The organism is Pseudomonas sp. NPDC090208 (genome assembly GCF_044746785.1).
In the GTDB taxonomy this organism is placed as follows: Bacteria; Pseudomonadota; Gammaproteobacteria; order Pseudomonadales; family Pseudomonadaceae; genus Aquipseudomonas.
Genome location: NZ_JBIVCU010000007.1, coordinates 48,607 through 68,243 on the forward strand (window position 1 = coordinate 48,607; position 19,637 = coordinate 68,243).

General features: G+C 61.9%; 14 protein-coding genes. 1 reads left to right on the plus strand and 13 read right to left on the minus strand.

Annotation, left to right across the window (positions count from 1 at the left end; all coding sequences use genetic code 11):
* Positions 1 to 180 precede the first annotated feature (180 nt).
* The 8 genes from ACIPL0_RS13650 to ACIPL0_RS13685 form a co-directional block, all read right to left on the minus strand.
* Positions 181 to 3,795: a glycosyltransferase gene (locus tag ACIPL0_RS13650; protein ID WP_400597358.1), complete on the minus strand. Its 3,615-nt coding sequence runs from the start codon at positions 3,793 to 3,795 to the stop codon at positions 181 to 183.
* Between the two features lie 123 nt (positions 3,796 to 3,918).
* Positions 3,919 to 5,514, minus strand: coding sequence for a flagellar hook-associated protein 3 (locus tag ACIPL0_RS13655; RefSeq protein WP_400597357.1), 1,596 nt, complete (start codon positions 5,512 to 5,514; stop codon positions 3,919 to 3,921).
* 13 nt (positions 5,515 to 5,527) lie between these two features.
* Positions 5,528 to 7,579, minus strand: coding sequence for a flagellar hook-associated protein FlgK (gene flgK, locus ACIPL0_RS13660; RefSeq protein ID WP_400597355.1), 2,052 nt, complete (start codon positions 7,577 to 7,579; stop codon positions 5,528 to 5,530).
* Between the two features lie 10 nt (positions 7,580 to 7,589).
* Positions 7,590 to 8,867: a flagellar assembly peptidoglycan hydrolase FlgJ gene (gene flgJ, locus ACIPL0_RS13665; protein ID WP_400597354.1), complete on the minus strand. Its 1,278-nt coding sequence runs from the start codon at positions 8,865 to 8,867 to the stop codon at positions 7,590 to 7,592.
* A gap of 10 nt (positions 8,868 to 8,877) precedes the next feature.
* Entirely contained in the window at positions 8,878 to 9,990 is a 1,113-nt protein-coding gene (locus ACIPL0_RS13670; RefSeq protein WP_400597353.1) for a flagellar basal body P-ring protein FlgI, read from the minus strand.
* A 13-nt stretch (positions 9,991 to 10,003) separates the two neighbouring features.
* Positions 10,004 to 10,717 (minus strand): flagellar basal body L-ring protein FlgH, encoded by a 714-nt coding sequence (gene flgH, locus ACIPL0_RS13675; protein WP_400597352.1) that lies wholly within the window; start codon positions 10,715 to 10,717, stop codon positions 10,004 to 10,006.
* An 88-nt stretch (positions 10,718 to 10,805) separates the two neighbouring features.
* On the minus strand, positions 10,806 to 11,594 hold the full coding sequence (gene flgG / locus ACIPL0_RS13680; RefSeq protein WP_400597351.1) for a flagellar basal-body rod protein FlgG: 789 nt from the start codon (positions 11,592 to 11,594) through the stop codon (positions 10,806 to 10,808).
* Between the two features lie 48 nt (positions 11,595 to 11,642).
* Positions 11,643 to 12,383 carry a flagellar basal body rod protein FlgF gene (locus ACIPL0_RS13685; RefSeq protein WP_400597350.1) on the minus strand — a complete coding sequence of 247 codons (741 nt, stop codon included), beginning with the start codon at positions 12,381 to 12,383 and terminating at the stop codon, positions 11,643 to 11,645.
* A 272-nt stretch (positions 12,384 to 12,655) separates the two neighbouring features.
* Here ACIPL0_RS13685 and ACIPL0_RS13690 point away from each other — a divergent pair, with 272 nt between their 5' ends.
* Positions 12,656 to 12,835: a hypothetical protein gene (locus ACIPL0_RS13690; RefSeq protein ID WP_400597349.1), complete on the plus strand. Its 180-nt coding sequence runs from the start codon at positions 12,656 to 12,658 to the stop codon at positions 12,833 to 12,835.
* 888 nt (positions 12,836 to 13,723) lie between these two features.
* Here the strand turns inward: ACIPL0_RS13690 and ACIPL0_RS13695 are convergent.
* The 5 genes from ACIPL0_RS13695 to flgB all read right to left on the minus strand — a co-directional run bounded on the left by ACIPL0_RS13695 (position 13,724) and on the right by flgB (position 18,800).
* Entirely contained in the window at positions 13,724 to 15,457 is a 1,734-nt protein-coding gene (locus ACIPL0_RS13695; protein ID WP_400597348.1) for a flagellar hook protein FlgE, read from the minus strand.
* A 417-nt stretch (positions 15,458 to 15,874) separates the two neighbouring features.
* Positions 15,875 to 17,203: a flagellar hook protein FlgE gene (gene flgE / locus ACIPL0_RS13700; protein ID WP_400597347.1), complete on the minus strand. Its 1,329-nt coding sequence runs from the start codon at positions 17,201 to 17,203 to the stop codon at positions 15,875 to 15,877.
* A 28-nt stretch (positions 17,204 to 17,231) separates the two neighbouring features.
* Positions 17,232 to 17,930 (minus strand): flagellar hook assembly protein FlgD, encoded by a 699-nt coding sequence (gene flgD, locus ACIPL0_RS13705; protein WP_400597346.1) that lies wholly within the window; start codon positions 17,928 to 17,930, stop codon positions 17,232 to 17,234.
* A 15-nt stretch (positions 17,931 to 17,945) separates the two neighbouring features.
* Positions 17,946 to 18,389, minus strand: coding sequence for a flagellar basal body rod protein FlgC (gene flgC, locus ACIPL0_RS13710; protein ID WP_400597345.1), 444 nt, complete (start codon positions 18,387 to 18,389; stop codon positions 17,946 to 17,948).
* Positions 18,390 to 18,392: 3 nt separating this feature from the next.
* The gene (gene flgB / locus ACIPL0_RS13715; RefSeq protein ID WP_400597344.1) at positions 18,393 to 18,800 is read right to left on the minus strand and encodes a flagellar basal body rod protein FlgB; all 408 of its coding nucleotides are present in this window, start codon (positions 18,798 to 18,800) and stop codon (positions 18,393 to 18,395) included.
* Between the last annotated feature and the right edge of the window lie 837 nt (positions 18,801 to 19,637).

Sequence of the window (19,637 nt, forward strand, 5' to 3'; positions counted from 1 at the left end):
CAGGGCAAGCCAGCTCCTACATTTGACCGCGTAACTCGCCGCGAGGCGAAACAAGGCTGCGTTAGCAGACTCGGCGGAGTGTCAGACAAGCCAAGGACACAGGTTTTACGACGACTTCGGTCGGACGCGACCCCGGCGCGCTCGCAGGGCAAGCCAGCTCCTACAAGGGGCCGCGCACCCTCAATCTGCCAGCCACCCATTGACCCAATGCTGCAAATTGTCATCACGCAACATGAAATCACGCAGCACCGCCTCGCGCAGCGCGTCGCCCTGGCGGTAGCTGGCCTCAGGGTTGTCGAGGTGGCTGCGGATGGCGGCGAGCCATTCTTCCGTACTGTTGGTGTAGATCCGCGTGCATGGCAGGTAGCCGCGATACGCCAGCGTGTCGGTACAGATCACCGGATACCCGCACGCCCCGTACTCCAGCAGACGCAGGTTGCTCTTGCAGTCGTTGAAGATGTGGTGCTCCAGCGGCGCCAGCGCCAGATCCAGATTCAGGCTCGCCAGTTTGGCCGGGTACAGCGCCAGGTCGACGATGGTGTGGAACTCGCGCACGTATGGGCGCAGCGCCTCCGGGCACATGCCGAAGAACACCCAGTCGACCTCGTCGGCCAGCAGGCGGACCACCTCGGCGATGATCTCCAGGTCACCGGAGTGACTGGTGCCGCCACCCCAGCCCACACGCGGCTTGATCGAAGTGCGGCGCTGGCTGCGCAGCCCCGTCCACCAATGGGGCGAGAGCATGTTCGGCACCACGCGGATGTCGTGGTGCATCTCGGACAGCGCATCGGCCAGCGGCTGGGTCGAGACCACGACCCGGTCACACAGGCTGATGCCACGGCGCACCAGGCGCTCCATTTCCAGACGGTCCGGCATGTTGCGCACGTGGGCGTTTTTCTTCGGCACGTGGATGACGTAGTCGTCCAGCTCGAAGATGCGCCGTGCCTTCGAATAAGTTTTCAGGCCGACGATTTCGTCGATCGGCGCTTCGCTGTAGCGGCCCTGTAGCACGATGATGTCGGGCGACTGGCGCTCGATGTCGATGATGCTCGGCAGGTTGTAGTTGATCACGCCGACCGCCCGCCCCGCCGCTTCCAGTTCGATCAGCGGTTGGGTCACGCGGTAATGGCCGATGGCCGAAGCGTTGATCGGCAACGCCAGGATGCGCGGCAGGGTCGTGCTGGAGAACGGCGACCAGCCGGTGGTCAGGCCCGGTTCCAGGTTGAAGCTGGTGCCGCCCAGGCTGTTGAGTGCCAGGTTGGGGTTGTAGGCCGGATCACGGGCGATGACCGGCAGCCAGCGCAGGTAGAAACGCTCCTGCTCCAGCGCTTGCAGCTCACGCAGTTCCGGGGTCGCACTGACCGGCGGTTGCACGCCCAGCGCCAACAGCGCGTGGGGCGTCCACACCACCAGATGTCCGCTCTCGCGAACCCGCAGGCACAGGTCGACCGGGCTCAGGCCCTTGCCATACTCGGCCTCGTCCAGGCCGCCGAGGTCGGCAAACAGACGCTTGCGGATCATCAGGCAATCGCCACCCACGGCGCTCAGGTCGCTGACCACTTGCAGCCGTTGCAAGTAGCCACTGGCGTGCAGGTCTTCACCGTGGAACGGCACGCCGGCCGGTCCGTGCAGACCGAGAATCAGGCCGGCATGCAGCACCTGCCCGCTGGCGTTGAACAGCTTGGCGCCAACCACACCGACTTCCGGGCGCTGGGCCTGGCTGACCAACTCGCCGAGCCAGTCACCATAGGTGATCATCGCGTAGGGGTTGAGCAGCAGCAGGTAGTCGCCCAGCGCATCGCTGGCCGCTTCGTTGTACAGGGTCGCCACCGGCACGCTCTGCGGATGACGCAACACCCGCAGGCGGTCCGGGTCGAGTTGCGCCATCGCCGCCAGCCAGGCACGGGCTTCGGGGGTCTCACTGCCGTTGTCGACGATCAACAGTTCGTAACGACCGTAAGTTGTCTTCTCGAACAGGGTCTCGATGCAGCGCTGCACGGCTGCCAGTTGGTCCTTGACGATCAGGATGATCGACACCAGCGGCTGCTCGCGATGCCGGTATTCGATGCGGTTGAGCAGGGTCAGTTTTTCACCTTGGCGAATCTCGTGGGCGATGCCGCAGCGCTGCAGGTGCGCCTGCACCACGCGGATGTTCTGCTCGGCCACTTCCGGCAGCGCCAGCCACTTGGGCAAGGCGAAGGCCGATTCCAGCAACAGTTCGCTGACATGGCCGATGGCGCCGTCACCGCCGTTTTCAAACAGGCGCCAGAGCGCATCGTGGGGCGCCAGCACGCCGAAGTCTGAATCGAAACCGCCGGCTTCCAGCAGCGCCCGCCGGGAAAACGCCAGGGCACGGCCGACATAGGGATAGCTGCGCAGCAGGTCGAGGTTGAAATCCGGCTTGAACACCGGGTCCGCCGACTCGCCTTCACGCAACGCGCCCTCGTCGCTGTAGACGCACTGCAGCGCGTCGTTCATGGCGATGCGTTCCGCCAGCATCAGCAGCGCCGGGGCCACCAGACGGTCGCCGGCCTGGAGCAGATAGCACCACTGCGCGCCGTCGAGCTGCGGCAACAGCGCGTTGAGCTGCGCGTAAGGATCGTCCTGCAGCGGCAAGGTGAAGACACGCTCTTCAAGGCGCGCCTCGGTGCAGGCGCTCGACAGCACCAGCACCAGCTCCGGCGAATACAGTTGTTGATCGAGGCTGTCCAGGGTCGCGGCCAGGCTGGCGCGACGACCATCGGCATCGATGATCACCGGGACGATTTTCGGCCGGGACGGCCACTGGCTGATGACGTTGGGCAACTGGCCCTGCTGCACCGGCGTCAGTGTCCGGCAACTGAGCCACTGGCCGTACAGTTCGGCGAAGCTTTCACTGGTGATCCCCACCCGCCACTGCTGAGTGCTCTGCTTGGTGCCCAGTGAGCGGCTCAGCGGCAGCTCGTCCCAGGCCCGTGGCAACGCAGGGCCACCGGTCAGTTCTTCATCGGTCAGCGGCTGATAACGCACCCAGCCTTTTGCCGGTGCCTGTTCGCTGCTGCGTGCCTGGAGCATCTGCACCAGCCAGTCGCGCTCTTGCAGCGCGGCGTCCTTCATCGATTGCTGATGGCTGAGGCGATCATGATGCAGGCGCTCGACGCTCAACACGTTGTTGAGCACCACCACGTTGCCACGGTTCATCAGGCAGATGTACAGCGCCAGGTCCAGCGACGCGACGAAGCGGTGCCCCGGCTGGGTCAGCGCCGGCAGCAGTTCCAGCAAATCGGCGCGGCGGAACATCGAGCTGCTGAAGCCGCCGACGAAGTTGATCGGAAACGCCTCGAAAATCCCCAGCAGGTCCGAGCCCTTGTACACCGCGCCGCGCGGCGCCAGTGCGCTGTTCTCCAGGCGCGCCGGCAGTTGCACGTCGTCGGCATCCCAGAACAGCCGCAGCCCCAGCACCAGATTCACATCAGGGTGCATCTGCAGTTGCCGGGCCTGCATCTGCACGGCCTGAGAAAACAACTGATCGTCATCGCAGAGGAATTTGACGTACTCGCCCCGCGCCTGCGCCAGACACGCATGCAGGTTGTCGACGAAGCCCAGACGCTGCGGGTTGCGCACGTAGCGCAGCTCGACCCGAGTGACTTCGGCGAACGCCTCGACCATCCGTTGGATCTCGTCGCCGCGCGAGTCGTCGCAGACGATCACCTCAAGGCTGGCATGGCTCTGACTCAACGCGCCTTGCAGTGCGCGCTGGAAGAAACGGGGGTTGTAGGCAGGAATGACGATGCTGACGAGGGGAGCTGAATTCACGGGCGGACTCACGAGCGGCGTGCCGCCCAGGGCTGAAGGGGTCGGCGTAACCGCTGACAAAAACGGTTGATGCTCGGCGGTGGCGGCGCCGAAGAATTTCGGCGCCGCCGTCCGGTGAGGCGATTACAGCTTGCTGAACAGGTTCAACGAAGACAGTTGGGTGAACACCAGTTGCGACGCCTGCAGCATGTTCTTCTGCAGGGTCAGGCGGGCAATGGCATCGACCGGGTCGGAGGCCGTGATGGTGCCCGACTCGGTGGTGTTGTTGTCGATCATGTTCTGGTTGGTGGTGTCCTGGGCAATCGCCGTGGCCTGACGCGAACCGCCGTCGGCAATGGCCGCACCAATCTGGGTGGCAGCGCTTTGCAGGTTGCCGATGGCCGACGTCAGGCTGGCCTGCAGTTTCTGCAGGGCAATCGGATCACCGTCGACCTTGCCGTTGAGCGAGCTGATGATCGAGCCCAGGGTGTTGAGGATGTTCTGGTTCTGCTGGGTCGACGACTGCGCAGTGAACTGGTCACCGGTGGCCGGCGTACCGCTCAGATTGAACGTGACACCCGCGGCCGTGGCCGTGGCATTCGGCGGCGTGCCGACCAAGGTACCGCTGTCTACTGGCTGGCTGGTGGCCGGATCGTACGGCGCAGCATACATCTCGAACGTGGTGGCGCTGGTGAAACGCAGGATCGCGCCGCCTTCCGGGAAGGTGCTGTCGAACTTCGACTGGTCGGTGACCGACGAGCCGGTGATCACCGTGGTCGACGGGTTGTTGGGCAGGCGCGCAGTGCTGATGGTGCTTGGCGATACGCCCAGCTGGAACGAGTGACCGGCAATCGCCGCGTCGGCCAGAGCGGAATCCCCATACTGGGTTTCGCTCAGGTTGACGTTCAGGGTCAGTTCCAGGCCGCGGAAACCGATGCTCTGGCCGGTGGCGTTTTTCGAGGTGAACTGGCCGGCCGAGGTGGCTTCGGCGGTCACGTCAGCACCGCTAGCATCGAGAATCTTGTACTGCGTGCTGCTCTGGAAGGTGATGCTGTAGGGCGCCCCGGAAAGGAACTTGCTGTTGTACGTGGTGCTGTTGTTGACGCTGCCACCGGACAACGAGAGCACGCCGTCGTCCACCGCCGGCGAGGTCAGCGTAGTGCTGGTGCGAGTGGTGTTGACCGCCTGCTCGAAGGCATCCCAGCCGGTGGTGTTGCTGGCCATGCTGATGCCGGTGCCGATGTTGAGCAGGTTCCTGGTCTGGTCGCCCTGGTAGCTGTAGGTACCATCCGGGTTGATCGCGTACGGCGGGGTGCTGGATTTCGAACCGGAGAACATGTAGTTGCCGGCCGAGTCCTTGGAATTCATCAGGCCGAGGATCTGGTCCTGCAACTGCTTGAGTTCTGACGCCGAAGCCTGACGGTTCAGATCGTTGTTGGTGCCGTTGGCAGCCGACAGCACCAGCTCCTGAGCGCGCTGGATCGCCGAGGTGATCGCATTCAGTGTGGTTTCGCTGTTCACCACGTTGGTGCTGACAGTGTTGATGTTGGTCTTGTACTGGTTCAGCAGGCTGCTCTGCTGTTGCAGTTCCAGCACGCGAGCCGCACCCACCGGATCATCACCGGCGGTGTTGAGTTTGACCTGGCTGGACACTTCATTGCCGGTCTTGACCACGTTGGCGTAAGTACGCGAATAGTTCGCAGCGCTGGTCTCGTAAAACTGGGTAGTGGAAATACGCATGGATTACGACTCCTTAAAGGCTGTTGATCAGCGTGCTGAAGATGGCCTGAGCCGCCTTGATGATCTGCGAAGACGCCGTGTAGTACTGCTGGTACTTGACCAGGTTGGCGGCTTCTTCATCCAGCGACACGCCCGACACGCTGTCGCGCGCGGAAGTGGCCTGATCGAGCACGGCCGAGGTCGCGGTGGCATCGTCCTTGGCCTGCGCAGCCTGTGCACCGACGGTGGAAATCAGCTTGCTGTTGGCACCGCTCAGGCTCATGCCGGTGCCGTTGCCGGCGGCGGTGTCGACGGTCTGCTTGGTCTGCAGATCGAGGGCGACCTGAGCGTTGCGGTTGTCCGTGGAGCCAGCGCCGGTCATGGCGATGTTGTAGGTGTCGCCGGAAGTCGGTGAACCGGAAATCGACATGCCGATGGAGAACGATTGCGACGCGCCCGAGGAGTCGGTGTAGCCGACTTCCAGGGTCAGGTCATTGTTCTGACCAGGCACGATGCTGCCGGTGATCGGGTTGCCGTTCTTGTCGTTGACCGGCTGGCCCTGCGCATTCACCAGCGAGTAGGTCTGCGAACCGTCCGGCTGCACATCACCCATCTGCAGACGCATTGGCGTCTTACCGGTAATGGCATTGCGCAGATCGGTCGTGGCAGTGGTGTTGTAGATATCCGCCTGGGTTTTCAGCGTCGGCTGGCTGAACACACCGGTGCCCTTGTTGCTGGCGCCAATCGTCCCGGTCAGCGGAGCCGCCACACCGATGGTTTTCGGGTCGGTCATGACGGTCTTGATGCCGTCGGCGCCGGACTTGGTCGGGCTGACCTTGAAGCTGTCACCGGCCGCGACCGCGCCGCCGTTGAGCTTGAGCGAGAAGCCGTCGATCACCGGTGGCGGCGTGGTCGACAGGTCGTAGCTGCCCATGTCCTTGCCATCCGGCAGGCGCTTGACGCTGTAGCCGGTGGTGCTGGTGAAGGTCACCTGATAGTCGTTGGTGGTCAGCGCGCCCGTGTTGGCGATGGTCACGTCGAGGTTGCCGGAGCCTGCGCTGTTGTTCTTGTTGGCGGTGCTGCGCTGGCTGACCAGGCTCGGGTCGTTGATGCTGGTGAACATGTTCGCGCCGAACTCGCCATTGGCGTCGACACCCTGGTTCAACTGGCTGTTGACCTGATCGGACACGACCATGGCCAGACGGCCCAGCTCGTTGGCCGCCGGTTGCAGCACGTCACTGCGATAGCGCAGCAGGCCGCCAAGGGTACCGCCGGTCACGACCGACGACACGTCGACACTGCTGTTCTGGTAGTTGAGCTTGAGCGCGTAGGTGCTCGGGTCGTTGTCGCTCGGCCCTGCCGTCAGGGTATTGGCGGTGCCGCCGGTGACCAGTGGCTGACCGGTGCCGATGTAGACGTCGTAGTTGCCGTTGGTGTTCTGCACGACCTTGGCGCCGACCAGATCGTTGAGCTGGCGCACGGCCTCATCGCGGGCGTCGAGCAGCGAGTTCGGCGTGCCACCGGTGGACTGGGCCTGGGTGATCTGGGTGTTGAGGCTGGCAATCGACGACGCCAGCGAGTTGACCTGCCCGGCGACGGTGGTCATCTGGCTGTTGATGCTGGAGTTTTGCTCCTTCATCTGCGTCGACAGGGCGTTGAAGCGCGACGACAGCGCCGAGGCGCTCTTGAGAAACGCGGCACGCTCGGCCGAGCCGGTCGGCGCCGAAGACAGATTCTGAAGGCTGGTGAAGAAGTTGGCCATCACCGTGCTGATGCCGGTCGCACTGTCGGACAGCAGCGAGTCCAGCTTGCTCGCCTGGCCCAGATAAGCCTGGGCATCGGAGTTGAGCGACGTACTGGTTTGCACTTGGGTGTTCAGAAAGCCGTTGTAGATCCGACGCACGTCGGACAGCGTGGTACCGGTGCCGATGAAACCGACCCCGATGTTCTGCTGTGCGCTGGCTGTGGTCATCACCTGCTGGCGCGAATAGCCCAGCGTGTCGACGTTGGCAGTGTTGTTGCCGATGGTGGTCATCGCTGCACTGCTGGCGTTCAGCCCTGAAAGCCCAATAGAAATCAGTGACATGGTTCAAACCTTATAAAGTCGTGGAAGAGTCCGACGCGGCTGCGTAGTTCTGGTAGCTCTTCATCTGTTTCGCGATTTGAGAGATCTTGCTGGCGTAGCCCGGATCCGTGGCGTAGCCGGCCTTCTGCAACTCTTTTACAAACTGTTCAGGGTTATCGGCCGATTTCAGCGTGGCTTGATAGCGATTGTTGTTCTGCAGGAAGCTGACCAGGTCGTGGAAGCTGTCCGCATAGGAAGCGTAGGAACGGAAGTCCGCCGTCTCCTTGACCATCTTGCCGTCGCGGAACTCGCTGGTGATCGCCCGCGCTTCAGGCCCCTGCCAACCGCCCTGGGCCTTGATGCCGAACAGGTTGTGACTGCTGCTGCCATCGGACTGACGCATGATCGATTTGCCCCAGCCGGTTTCCAGCGCCGCCTGCGCCACCAGCACGGTCGGATCGACGCCGATTCGCGCGGCGGCATCCTTGGCCAGCGGCAACATGGTGGCGACGAATTCGTCGGCGTTGGCGAACGCGGCCTTGCCCGGCGCCAGCGGGGTCTGCACCCGGGTGCGCACATAAGCATCGGAAGCTGCGGTGTATTCCGGGCCGATGGTCCAGTCGCCATTGCCCTGGCTGCCGGCTTTCTTCGCGGCATTCACGGCATTGGAGACCGCAATGCGATTCTTCAGTGTGGTGGCGCCGCTGGCAGCGTCCTGCCCACCGGCAGTGTTCGGCACGATGCCGGCCATGATCCGGTCGGCCAGCTTGCTTGGCAGCGCCAGACGCCGCGCGTTGAGCGCAGCCACATCGTTGTGCGGCGTGCCGTCGGCACCGGTCGCCGGCGCCACCGAACGGGTGGCCCACAGCGGCCGCTGGGCAATGCGCGTGGCCAGACCGTTCTGCCCTTGCGCGGCCTGAGCAGCAGCACCCGGATGCAGATCATGGGTCGCCGCAGTCGTCTGGCCACTCTTGTTCTTCGAGAGCTGGCGCATCAGCACGTCTTGCAGACCGATGCCGCCGCCCTCGCGGGACATGCTCACGGCCAGCTGCTGGTCGTACATGTCCTGATACTGCCGCGTCGCCGCGGTGTTCATCGGGTTGTCCTTGGCCAGCACTTCGTTGGCCGAACGCATGGCCTTGAGCATCTGGCTGACGAACAGCGACTCGAACTCCTGAGCCACCTTCTTCAGGTTGGCCTCGCTGTCGCGGTCGCCGTTTTTCATGGCGGTCAGACGATTGAGGTCGGTATACGCCCCCGAATCGGCTGCTGCAGTTGCAGACGTCGCACCGCCACTTGGGATATTCATTCCAGCTTCCTTAAATCACGATCAGGTCGGCTTGCAACGCGCCGGCCTGCTTCAAGGCTTCGAGAATCGCCATCAGGTCGCCCGGTGCCGCGCCGACCTGGTTCACCGCACGGACGATCTCGTCCAGCGTGGTTCCCGGGCCGAACTTGAACATCGGGTGCAGTTCCTGCTGAGCATTGATCTTCGAACGCGGCACCACGGCGGTCTGGCCGTTGGAGAACGCGCCCGGCTGACTGACCACAGGGTCTTCGGTGATGGTCACGGTCAGGCTGCCGTGGGTGACGGCCGCTGGCGACACCTTGACGTTCTGGCCGATGACGATGGTGCCGGTCCGCGAGTTGATGATGACCTTGGCCGAGGTCTGGCCCGGATCGATTTCGAGGTTTTCCAGTACCGACAGATAATCGACGCGCTGGTTGGGGTCCAGCGGCGCGGTGACACGCACCGAACCACCGTCCACGGCCTGGGCGACGCCAGGGCCAAGCATGTCGTTGATCTTGTCGACGATGCGCTTGGCGGTGGTGAAGTCGTTGCGGTTGAGGTTCAGGGTCAGAGTGTTGCCCTGATTGAAACCGCTCGGCACTGCACGCTCTACCGAAGCACCGCCAGGGATGCGGCCCGACGACGGCACGTTGACGGTGATCTTCGAACCGTCACGACCTTCGGCGTCGAAACCGCCGACTACCAGGTTGCCCTGAGCCACGGCATAGACGTTGCCGTCGATACCCTTGAGCGGGGTCATCAGCAGGCTGCCGCCGCGCAGGCTTTTCGAGTTACCGATGGACGACACGGTGATGTCGATCTGCTGGCCGGGCTTGGCGAACGGCGGCAGGTCGGCGTACACCGCCACGGCCGCGACGTTTTTCAGCTGCACGGTGCCGGAACCTGCCGGCACCTTGATGCCGAACTGCGACAGCATGTTGTTGAAGGTCTGCAGGGTGAACGGCGTCTGGGTGGTCTGGTCACCCGTGCCGTTCAGCCCCACCACCAGACCGTAGCCGATCAATTGGTTGGTGCGCACGCCGGAAATGCTGGCGATGTCCTTCAGACGCTCGGCCTGTACCGCGCCGACTGCCGTCAGAGAGAGCAACGCTGCCGCTATCAGTTGCTTGAACGTGATCATGGCTATCCCGCTATCAGAAAGGGAACAACGGGCTGAGGAAGAATCGGTCGAACCAGCCTGGCTGACTGGTATCGGCGAACGAACCTGTACCGGAATAAGTGATGCGCGCGTCGGCCACGCGGGTCGACGACACGGTGTTGTCGGTGGCGATGTCATCGGCACGGATCAGACCCGCGATGCGCACCAGCTCGTCGCCGGTGTTGAGGGTCATCCACTTCTCGCCGCGCACCGCCAGAATGCCGTTGGGCAACACGTCGGCCACGGTCACGGTGATCGAACCGGTCAGGCTGTTGCTCTGTGCCGCCTTGCCATCACCCTTGGTGGCGCGGTCGCCGTTGTAGCCGGCATCCAGGCTCAGGCTGCCGCTGCCGACCGGGTTGTTGGTGCTGACACCAGCACCGAACAACGAGGTCAGACCCAGCGTGGTCTTGCTGGTCTTGCTCAGGCTGGAGTTGGCCGCCTTGCTGGCCGCCATCTTCTCGGACAGGGTGATGGTGATGATGTCACCGACCCGGTAAGCCTTGCGGTCACCGTACAGATTCTGCTCGAAGCCGGCCTGATAGATCGAACCGTTGTTGGCCGATGACGGCAGCGGCGTTCGTGGCAACACCGGCGCGTAGTAAGGGTCATTGGGTTTGGCCGAAGGCGCAACGCAACCGGTCAGCAGCGCGAGACCGCAGAGCGGTGCTGCCAACAGGGAAAGCCGCAGTACAGAAAGCCGTTTCATGACACTTAAAACCTCGCGGTGTAGCAATTGATCAGGTGTTGCCCTTGCAGATGATTCAGTACGGGTCATCAGGCGTTTCAGGTTCCGATTACAGGTTCTGAGTCACGTATTGCAGCATCGAGTCGGCGGTGGAGATGACCTTGGAGTTCATCTCGTAGGCACGCTGGGTGGTGATCATGTTCACCAGCTCTTCTACGGTGCTGACGTTGGAGTTTTCCAGGGTGTTCTGACGCACCACGCCCAGACCGTTCAGGCCTGGCGTACCGACCTGCGGCGCACCGCTGGAAGCGGTTTCCAGGTACAGGTTGCCGCCCTGGGATTGCAGGCCGGCCGGGTTGATGAAGTCAGCGGTCTGGATGTTGCCGATGACCTGCGGCGTCGCGGTGGCGGCCGACGTGGTGATCGACACGGTGCCGTCTTCGCCGACGGTGAAGGTCTGCGAATCCTGCGGCACGACAATGGCCGGCTCCAGCGCGTAACCGTTGGAGGTCACGATCTGGCCGTTGCTGTCCAGGTGGAACGTACCGTCGCGGGTGTACGCCAGGGTGCCGTCAGGTTGACGGATCTGGAAGAAACCACGGCCATTGATCGCCATGTCCAGCGGCTGGTCGGTGGTCTGCAGGCTGCCGGCGGTGAAGTTTTTCTGCGTGCCGACGATGCGCACACCGGTACCCAGTTGCAGGCCCGATGGCAGCTCGCTGTCCTGCGTGGACTGCGCGCCTGGCTGACGCTTGATCTGATAGAGCAGGTCCTGGAATTCGGCGCGATCACTCTTGAAACCGGTGGTCGAAACGTTGGCCAGGTTGTTGGAAATGGTCGTCAGGTTCATGTCCTGAGCGGCCAGACCTGTCTTGCTTACATAAAGTGCCGGAAGCATTGCTTCAATCTCCTCGAGCGCCTGTTTATCGGCGCAAGCTGTCAGTCATTAGCCCATTTGCAAGACGCGAGCCATCGACTCGTCATCCTGCTCGGCGGTCTTCATCATCTTGATGTGCAGCTCGAACTGACGGGACAACGCCAGCACCGAGGTCATTTCCTCGACGGCGTTGACGTTGCTCGACTGCAGGAACCCGGATTCGACCTGCACGCTGGCATCCACCTGCGCAGGCTTGCCGTCCTTGGTGTGCATCAGACCGTCGGGGCCTTTTTCCATGTTGCCCAGGTCCGGCTTGACCAGCTTGATGCGGTCGATTTCAGCCATCACCTGCGGGCTTTCGCCAAGGGAACGAACGCTGATCGTGCCGTCGGCGCCGATCTCGATCTGTTGTTGCGGCGGCACGGCAATCGGCCCGCTATTGCCCATGACCGGCAAACCATTGCCATCGCGCAACACGCCGAGGGCATCGATGTTCATGCTGGAGGTGCGGGTATAGGCTTCGCCGCCATCGGCTGTCTGCACGGCCATCCAGCCGTCGCCCTTGACGGCAACGTCCAGGTCGCGGCCGGTGTCGATCATCGAACCGGGGCTGAAGTCAGTGCCCGGGCGCTCGCTCATGGCGTAGGCGCGGGACGGCATGACCTCGCCAAACACCGGCATCGAGCGGGCCTGTTCGAGGTCGCGCTGAAACCCGTTGGTCGAGACGTTCGCCAGGTTGTTGGCATGGGCCTTTTGCGCAATGGCGTTTTCCGACGCCCCGCTCATGGCCACGTAAAGCAACTTGTCCACAGTCTTCCTCCTCTGACAGACGCTTGCCGCCTGTAGCTGTACTGAGGAGGTCTTAGCAATGATCGCGCCAGTTTTTCCTGACTGATACAAAGCGCTGATTTGCCAATGGTTACGGGGGTGGCAGGCCGATACGTTTGCGCGACAATGGCGGCGGTGACGGCGGACCGCCGCTTTGCCGCCAATTCGTTGCCAGCGCCGCCAAAAAAACTGTCAGCCCGGAGCGATAATTGCAGCGGGTTGGTCGATCACGTCTTTTGCAACAGGAAACCGTCATGCGTCTGCGCCCCGCTCTGCTCTTTGTCTTCGCTGCGCTGCCTTTGTTGGCGGGTGCGGAGCCGGCACGTTATTACTGGTGGCAGGGCAAGGACCGGACGGTGTGCGCACAGACCAGCCCGGGCAAGGGCTGGACGCGGGTCAGCGGTGCATTTGTCAGGCCGGATTGTTCGTTTTGAAGCCGGGTGGGTTTCGCGCTTCTTGTAGGAGCTGGCTTGTCCTGCGACCGGCGACGCAGTCGTCGTAAATTCTGTGCACTCGATTTCTCTGATACTCCGCTGAGTCTGCTAACGCAGCCCCGTTTCACCTCCGGCACGTTTCGCGCATTTTGTAGGAGCTGGCTTGCCCTGCGACCGGCGACGAAGTCGTCGTAAAACCTGTGCACTCGGTTTGTCTGGCTGATCGCTTTAGCTGCTAACGCAGCTTGGTTTCGCCTGACGGCGAGTTACTTGGAAAAGCCCCAAGTAACCAAGGGCTTCTTTCCCCGCCATACGGCACCTCGCTAATGCTCGGTGTTCCCTCACTCCGGCAATGCTCCGTGGGCCCGCCGCGAATGGGCCATCCATGGCCCACGCGGCTCTCGCGACATCCTGTCGCTCAACCCACTGCGCATCGCCTGCGTTCGGCCTTCTGGGACGGGGCCCCAAGATCAAAAGCTGAAAAGCAAAAGCCAAGCGAGCGCATTCCCTGTGGGAGCGGGCTCGCCCGCGAAGGCGTCCTCAAGATCGCTACCGCCGGCAAGCCGGACTGCTACGGGGTTTTGGCGGGGTGCTGAATTCTGCAAGACACCCTGAACAACTGTGGGAGCGAATTCATTCGCGATGCGGTGTTCCTGACGATGGTTTCGTGTCGCCTGGACGATCATCGCGAATGAATTCGCTCCCACAATGGTCTGCGGTGCTTCTACAGATTGCATTGCCATCCCAAGACCCAGCCAACATCACATACCCGTGGGAGGGAGCCCTGCTCGCGATGGCGTCAATCCAGTCAATGCCGTATCAACTGCCCCACCATCATCGCAAACAGAGCCCCCCTCCCACAGGTTTTTCATGACGACCTCAACCTCATCACGTCGCCCGGATCAATGTCTGCAATATCTCCGATTCGGCTGACAGGGTCTTGGAGTTGGCCTGGTACGCCATCTGCGCCTGGATCAACGTCACCAGTTCTTCACTCAAGTTGACGTTGGAGCCTTCCAGCGAGCGGCTGACGATGCCGCCCATGGTGCCGACGCCCGGTTCTTCGTAGTTGGCGATGCCGGATTCGTAGGTTTCCACCCAGCGGGTGTCGCTGACCGGCTGCAAGCCCTGGTCATTGGCAAAGCTGGCGAGGACAACCTGGCCGATGCCGCGGCGCAGGCCGTTGGTGAATCCGACGCTGACCATGCCGTTGCGGTCGACGGAGACTTCGTTGGCCTGGCCGGCCGCATGACCGTCCACCACCACGTTGAGGCTGGCGGTATCACTGCGGTGCTGGGTCAGTTTGCTCAAGTCGAGCACGATCCCCTCGGCGTTGCCGGTCGCGCCGTTGCCGATCCACGGTCCGCCCTTGCCTCGCTCTCCAGGCTTGGCAGGCACCCAGTTGTCGAGCGTCAGTTTGCCGTCAGCGCCAACTAGCCCTTGCCCGGCGGTCAGGGCCTGCAACGAGCCCTTGCCATCGAACAGCATGCTGGCGGTCAGTGGGTCGGTGCGCGCCGGGTCTTGCGGGTTGCGACCGTCGATCAGCACATGCATCTTCCAGCTATTGCTGCCGTCCTTGACGAAGTACTGAGACATCTCGTGCCGATTGCCGAGAGTGTCGAACATCGCGTAGGTGAATGCCTTGTTGTACGTGGTGACATCCTTAGGATCGAAAGCCGGCACAGGACGCGGAATCAAGGCATCCGCCGGGTCGAGCAAGGGCGCCCCACCCTCCTCCAGTGATAGCGAAACCGGCCCCGGCGCGGCAGACGGGCTGGCGGTCCAGCTACCATTGACCTTGACCGCCGGCTTCCAGCCTTCCAGCGATAACTCGGTGTCGGAGTTGATCTTCACGGCGGCCTCGGTGCCGGTCATCGACAGCTTGCCGGTGGGCGATACCCGCAGGCCGACTTCCAGCGCCGACGTCATGCTCGGATTCAGCGGATTGAGGCCGTCGACGAGAATGTACGAGGTCCAATCGTTGTCGTTGGCCTTGACGAAATACTGCTTGAGTTCGTGGTCCTGCGGCGGGGTGGCTGCGTCCTGAATGGTGCGGGTGACCATGCGCGTGTAGGTGGTCGGATCATCGGGATTGAAACGGCGAATGGCCGCCAGCGACGACGCGCCAGCATCGAGGTTGAGCGTCTGTTCCAGCTTGCTGGTGGCCTTGGGCGAGATATTCGCCAGATCCAGCTTCAGGTCGCCACGCACACCACTGATCACCTGGCCATCAGCGTTCACGCCATAGCCCTGCAACCGGCCGCCATGGGCATCGACCACCACGCTTTCAGCATCCAGATGAAACGCCCCGGCGCGGGTATAGCTGATCGTGCCGCCGTCGTTCATCACGAAGAAACCCTTGCCCTGAATCCGCATGTCCAGGGGCCGACCGGAGGTAGACTCGACGCCGCCCGGCGCAAAATCCTGCGAGACATTGGCCAGGCGGACACCATCCCCCACCGTCGACCGACTGCCATCGAGAACCGACGAGGAATACACCGCGGAAAACTCTGCCCTGGAGGATTTGAAACCGGTGGTGCCGACGTTGGCGATATTGTTCCCGGACACTTCCATACGTTTGTGCGCAGCATTAAGACCGGATACCGCGATATTGAATGACATGAACTCTCCCTGCGTCGCTCATGCGACACTTTCGTCAGTGCATCGAATGTTTTCGCGGACAAACGACTGCAATCGAACAAGGCTGTTCAATGACAGTTATTTATCAGCGAGTTTTATTCTCCCACTGACGAAAGTAGGAAGTTTCTAGTTATAGAGTGGGATCGCTCTCGTTATTTTCAAAGTGCCGTATATATCAAATTCCGAAGCCATCCGGAGTTACACCAATAGCCACAGGAACGCGCTTTCCCGCGATTGCGGTGTGTCAGCCAGTGAAGATGCAGCCTGAATAATCGCCTCGCGGGCAAGCGCGCTCCCACGGGATGATTCACGGCGGGATGAAATAAAAGATAAAAACACCGGACATAAAAAAAGCCCCTCAAAGAGGGGCTTTAAACCAACACGTTCAATTGACCGATATCAGGTCATTTGAATCGTGGTTTGCAGAATGGTGTTTTCAGTCGAAATCGTTTTGGCGTTCGCCTGATAGTTACTTTGCGCCTTGATCAGGTTGACCAGCTCACCGGTCAGGTCGACGTTGGATTCTTCCAGCGCGGAACCGGTAAGGTATCCCAGCGTACCCGACTGCGGAGCACCGGTGACCGGGATGCCCGAAGCGTAAGTTTCACGCCACATGGTGCCGCCCGCAGGAGCCAGACCGTCGACGTTGCCGAACGAGGTCAGTGCAACCTGGCCGATGGTGCGCGATTCGCCGTTGGTGTAGGTGGCAAACAGGTTGCCGCTGGCATCGACGTTCATGGCGCTGATTTCGCCAGTCGCGTTGCCGTCCTGATCCTTGGCCGATGCGCCGCTCGCCGCGTTGGTCTGGGTGGTCGCCAGCATGTTCAGCTTCATGCCGTTGGCCGATGCGGCCGCGCCGTTGGCTGCCCAGGTCGTGGTCGAACCGACGGTCTTTTTCTGCGCCGGCACCCAGTTGTTGATGTTGAAGGTACCGTCGGCGTTGATCGCAACGTTGGCGGTGGATGTCGGAGGCGGTGTGGTCACCAGGTTGCCCGACGAGTCGAAGGTCAGGTCGGTCGAATCCGGCACGACCGGGTCGGTGGCCGGGTCGGAAATGTTGCGGTTGTCGATCAGGCTGTACATGGTCCAGGAGTTGGTACCGGTCTTGCGGAAATACTGATCCAGCGTGTGCTCGTTGCCCTGGCTGTCGTAGATCTTGGTGCTGAACGAGGTGGAATAGGTCGACACGTCGGCCGGGTCGAACGCAGCACCGGTCACCACTTCCTTGGAGGAATCCAGGTTGGAAGTGATGGAAATGCTCGACGTCGCGCGCGGCAACATGTTCGAGGTGTCCACTTTCAGGTCGGTCAGCACGCCATTGGCAACGTTGCCGTTGGCATCAACGCCATAGCCCTGCAATTTGTTGCCGTTGTTGTCGATGATGTTGCCGGACTTGTCGGTGTGGAAGCTGCCCGCACGGGTGTACAGCTTCTCGCCGTTGTTGCTCAGCATGAAGAAGCCGTTGCCGTTGATCGCCAGGTCCAGGTCACGGCCGGTGCCGGTGGTCAGCGAACCCTGGGTGAACTGCTGGGTCACCGCGGCGGTGCGCACGCCGCTGCCGACGTTGGTCGAACCGGAAGTGCCGCGAATCGATTGCGAGTACTGGTCGGCGAATTCCGCACGGGAAGCCTTGAAGCCGACCGTCGCGACGTTGGCAATGTTGTTGCCGGTCACGTCGAGACTTTTGTTCGCTGCGTAGAGCCCACTAAGACCGATGTTGAAAGACATATTTCACTCCTGCGCCGTCTGGTCGGCTCTAGATTCCGATTTGTTGAACTTTGGACAAGGCAATGTTGGTGCCGTTGGCCAGGTTGAGTGTCATGGCGCTGCCCGCCGTGCCCATGGTGACGCTGCTCACGGTAGCCGGCAGATAGGTCGTCAGGCTGGTGGCCTTGCCGTTCAGGGTGCCGTTGGCGACGAAGCTGTAGTTGCCCGTTTCGAGGGTTTCGCCCGCGTCGTTCTTGCCGTCCCAGGTGAAGCTCTGGGTGCCGGCCTTCTGCTCGCCCATGTCGATGGTGCGCACCACGTCGCCGTCCGCGTCGTAGACCTTGACCGTGGTGATGGTGCTGTTCGATGGCAGCACGACCTGACCGGTCATGTCCTTGCTGGTGTCGACGTTGGTGGAGCCGGAGTCGACGATCACGTTGCGGCCAACCAGCGAGGACGCCTGCAGCGCTTGCGAAGACTGATACATGCCGCCGATCGCATCGACCGAGGTGCTCAGGTTCTGCATGGTTTCCAGGCTGCTGAACTGCGCCAGCTGCGCCACGAACTCGCTGTTGTCCTGCGGATCGAGCGGGTTCTGGTTCTGCATCTGGGTGACCAGCAACTGCAGGAACGCATCCTTGCCCAGGGAGTTGGCGCCGGTGGAGGTATCGCCAGCCTTGGTGCTGCCGATGCCCTGCAGCGATTTGACGAAATCGCTGGCTGTACTGTTATCGACGGAAGTGGTCATCTTGAACGCCCCTTATCACTGACCCAGGGTCAGTACCTTCTGCATCATTGTTTTCGCGGTGTTCATGATTTCCGCGTTGGTCTGGAACGAGCGGCTGGCCGAGATCATGTCTGCCATTTCATTGACGACGTTGACGTTCGGGTAATAGACGTAGCCGTTCTTGTCCGCTGCCGGATGGTTCGGCTCGTAGCGCGCTTCCAGGTTGGAAGGGTCTTCGACGATGCCGGAGACCTGCACGCCGGTGCCGGCCTGACCCTGGTCTTCGAACAGCGAGGCGCTACCCCCGGACTCCTGCCCCTGGAACACGGTGGAGAACACCGGGTGACGGGCGCGGTAGGTCTTGTCGAGGCTCGACGAGACGGTTTCGGCGTTGGCGATGTTACTGGCCACCGTGTTCAGGCGAGTGTTCTGCGCACTCATGCCGCTACCGGCAATATTGAAAACATTGGATAGGGACATGAATTACTCTCCGCGCAGGGCTGACACCAGCCCTTTGAATTTGCTGTTGAGCAAGGTGAAGCTGGCCTGGAAGTTGATGGCGTTTTCCGCGTAGTTGGCGTTCTCGACCTGCGCGTCGACGGTGTTCTGGTCGAGCGACGGTTGCGACGGTGTGCGGTACATCAGCGCGGCATCGCCGGTGCTGGCGCCTTCGGCTTCGATGTGACGGCTGTTGGTCATGTTCAGGGCGAACGTGCCGTTGTTGGCCTTGTCGCTTTCCGCCGCCAGGACCTTGGAGAAATCCAGGTCACGCGCCTTGTAGTTCGGCGTGTCGGCGTTGGTGATGTTGTTGGCCAGCACTTCGGCACGTTGGGCGCGGAAGTTCAGCGCCTTTTCGTGAATGCCCAGTGCCTTGTCGAAGCTGATGCTCATGTCGGGAACCTTTACCGGTTGAACCAGATGTTCGTGACAGTGAGATAGCAAGTGGCGTGCCAGTTTGTTCCAGGCCCGTATTCCGGGCGTTTCAGGCGGGTTTGGCAAAGGGCATGACAGAAAAGCGGCAAGGGATTTCCGCTATGGAAGAGGAAAGCGGCAATGGGCGTGCCGATTTTTTGCCGTTTCTTTTGGTGGGGCGGCGTTTGTTGGTTTGTTGTAGGGGTACGGTAAGAGCGGATTTTTGTTGGCTGTGGGGTTTGTGGGCATATCCGTTTTTTTGGGTGGCGAGGATTACGGTTCCGCTCTTACAGCGGGTCACTTTTGGAAAAGCGCCAAAAGTAACCAAAAACGCTTTGCTCCTGGTTTGGTCCTCCTTCGTCGGATTCCCTCACTCCGACGACGCTCCGTGGGCACGCGCCGAACGGACGTCCCTGTCCCGGCGCTCTCGCGGCATCCTGCCGCTCGGCCCACTCCGCATCGCCTGCGCTCAGCCTGCACCCAAGTCGCGTTTGCGGCGTCTGGACGGGCGCGTCCCAAAAGCAAGATCAAAAGCTGTAGGAGCCGGGCTTGTCCCGCGACCTGGCGCGAAGCGGCAGCCAATCCGGTAAATGCGTTGTGTCAGACAGGCATAGTCGCCAAGGTTTACGACGGGTTCCCCGCCGGTCGCAGGGCAAGCCAGCTCCTACAGGGGCCCGCGCATGCCCCTCGCCGTTGCCGTTGCCGTTGCCGTTGCCGTTGGATTTTCTTGCGCGATCTTCCAGACGCCGCCGAACGCGACTTGGGTGCAGGCCGAACGCAGGCGGCGCGGAGTGGGTCGAGCGGCATGGATGCCGC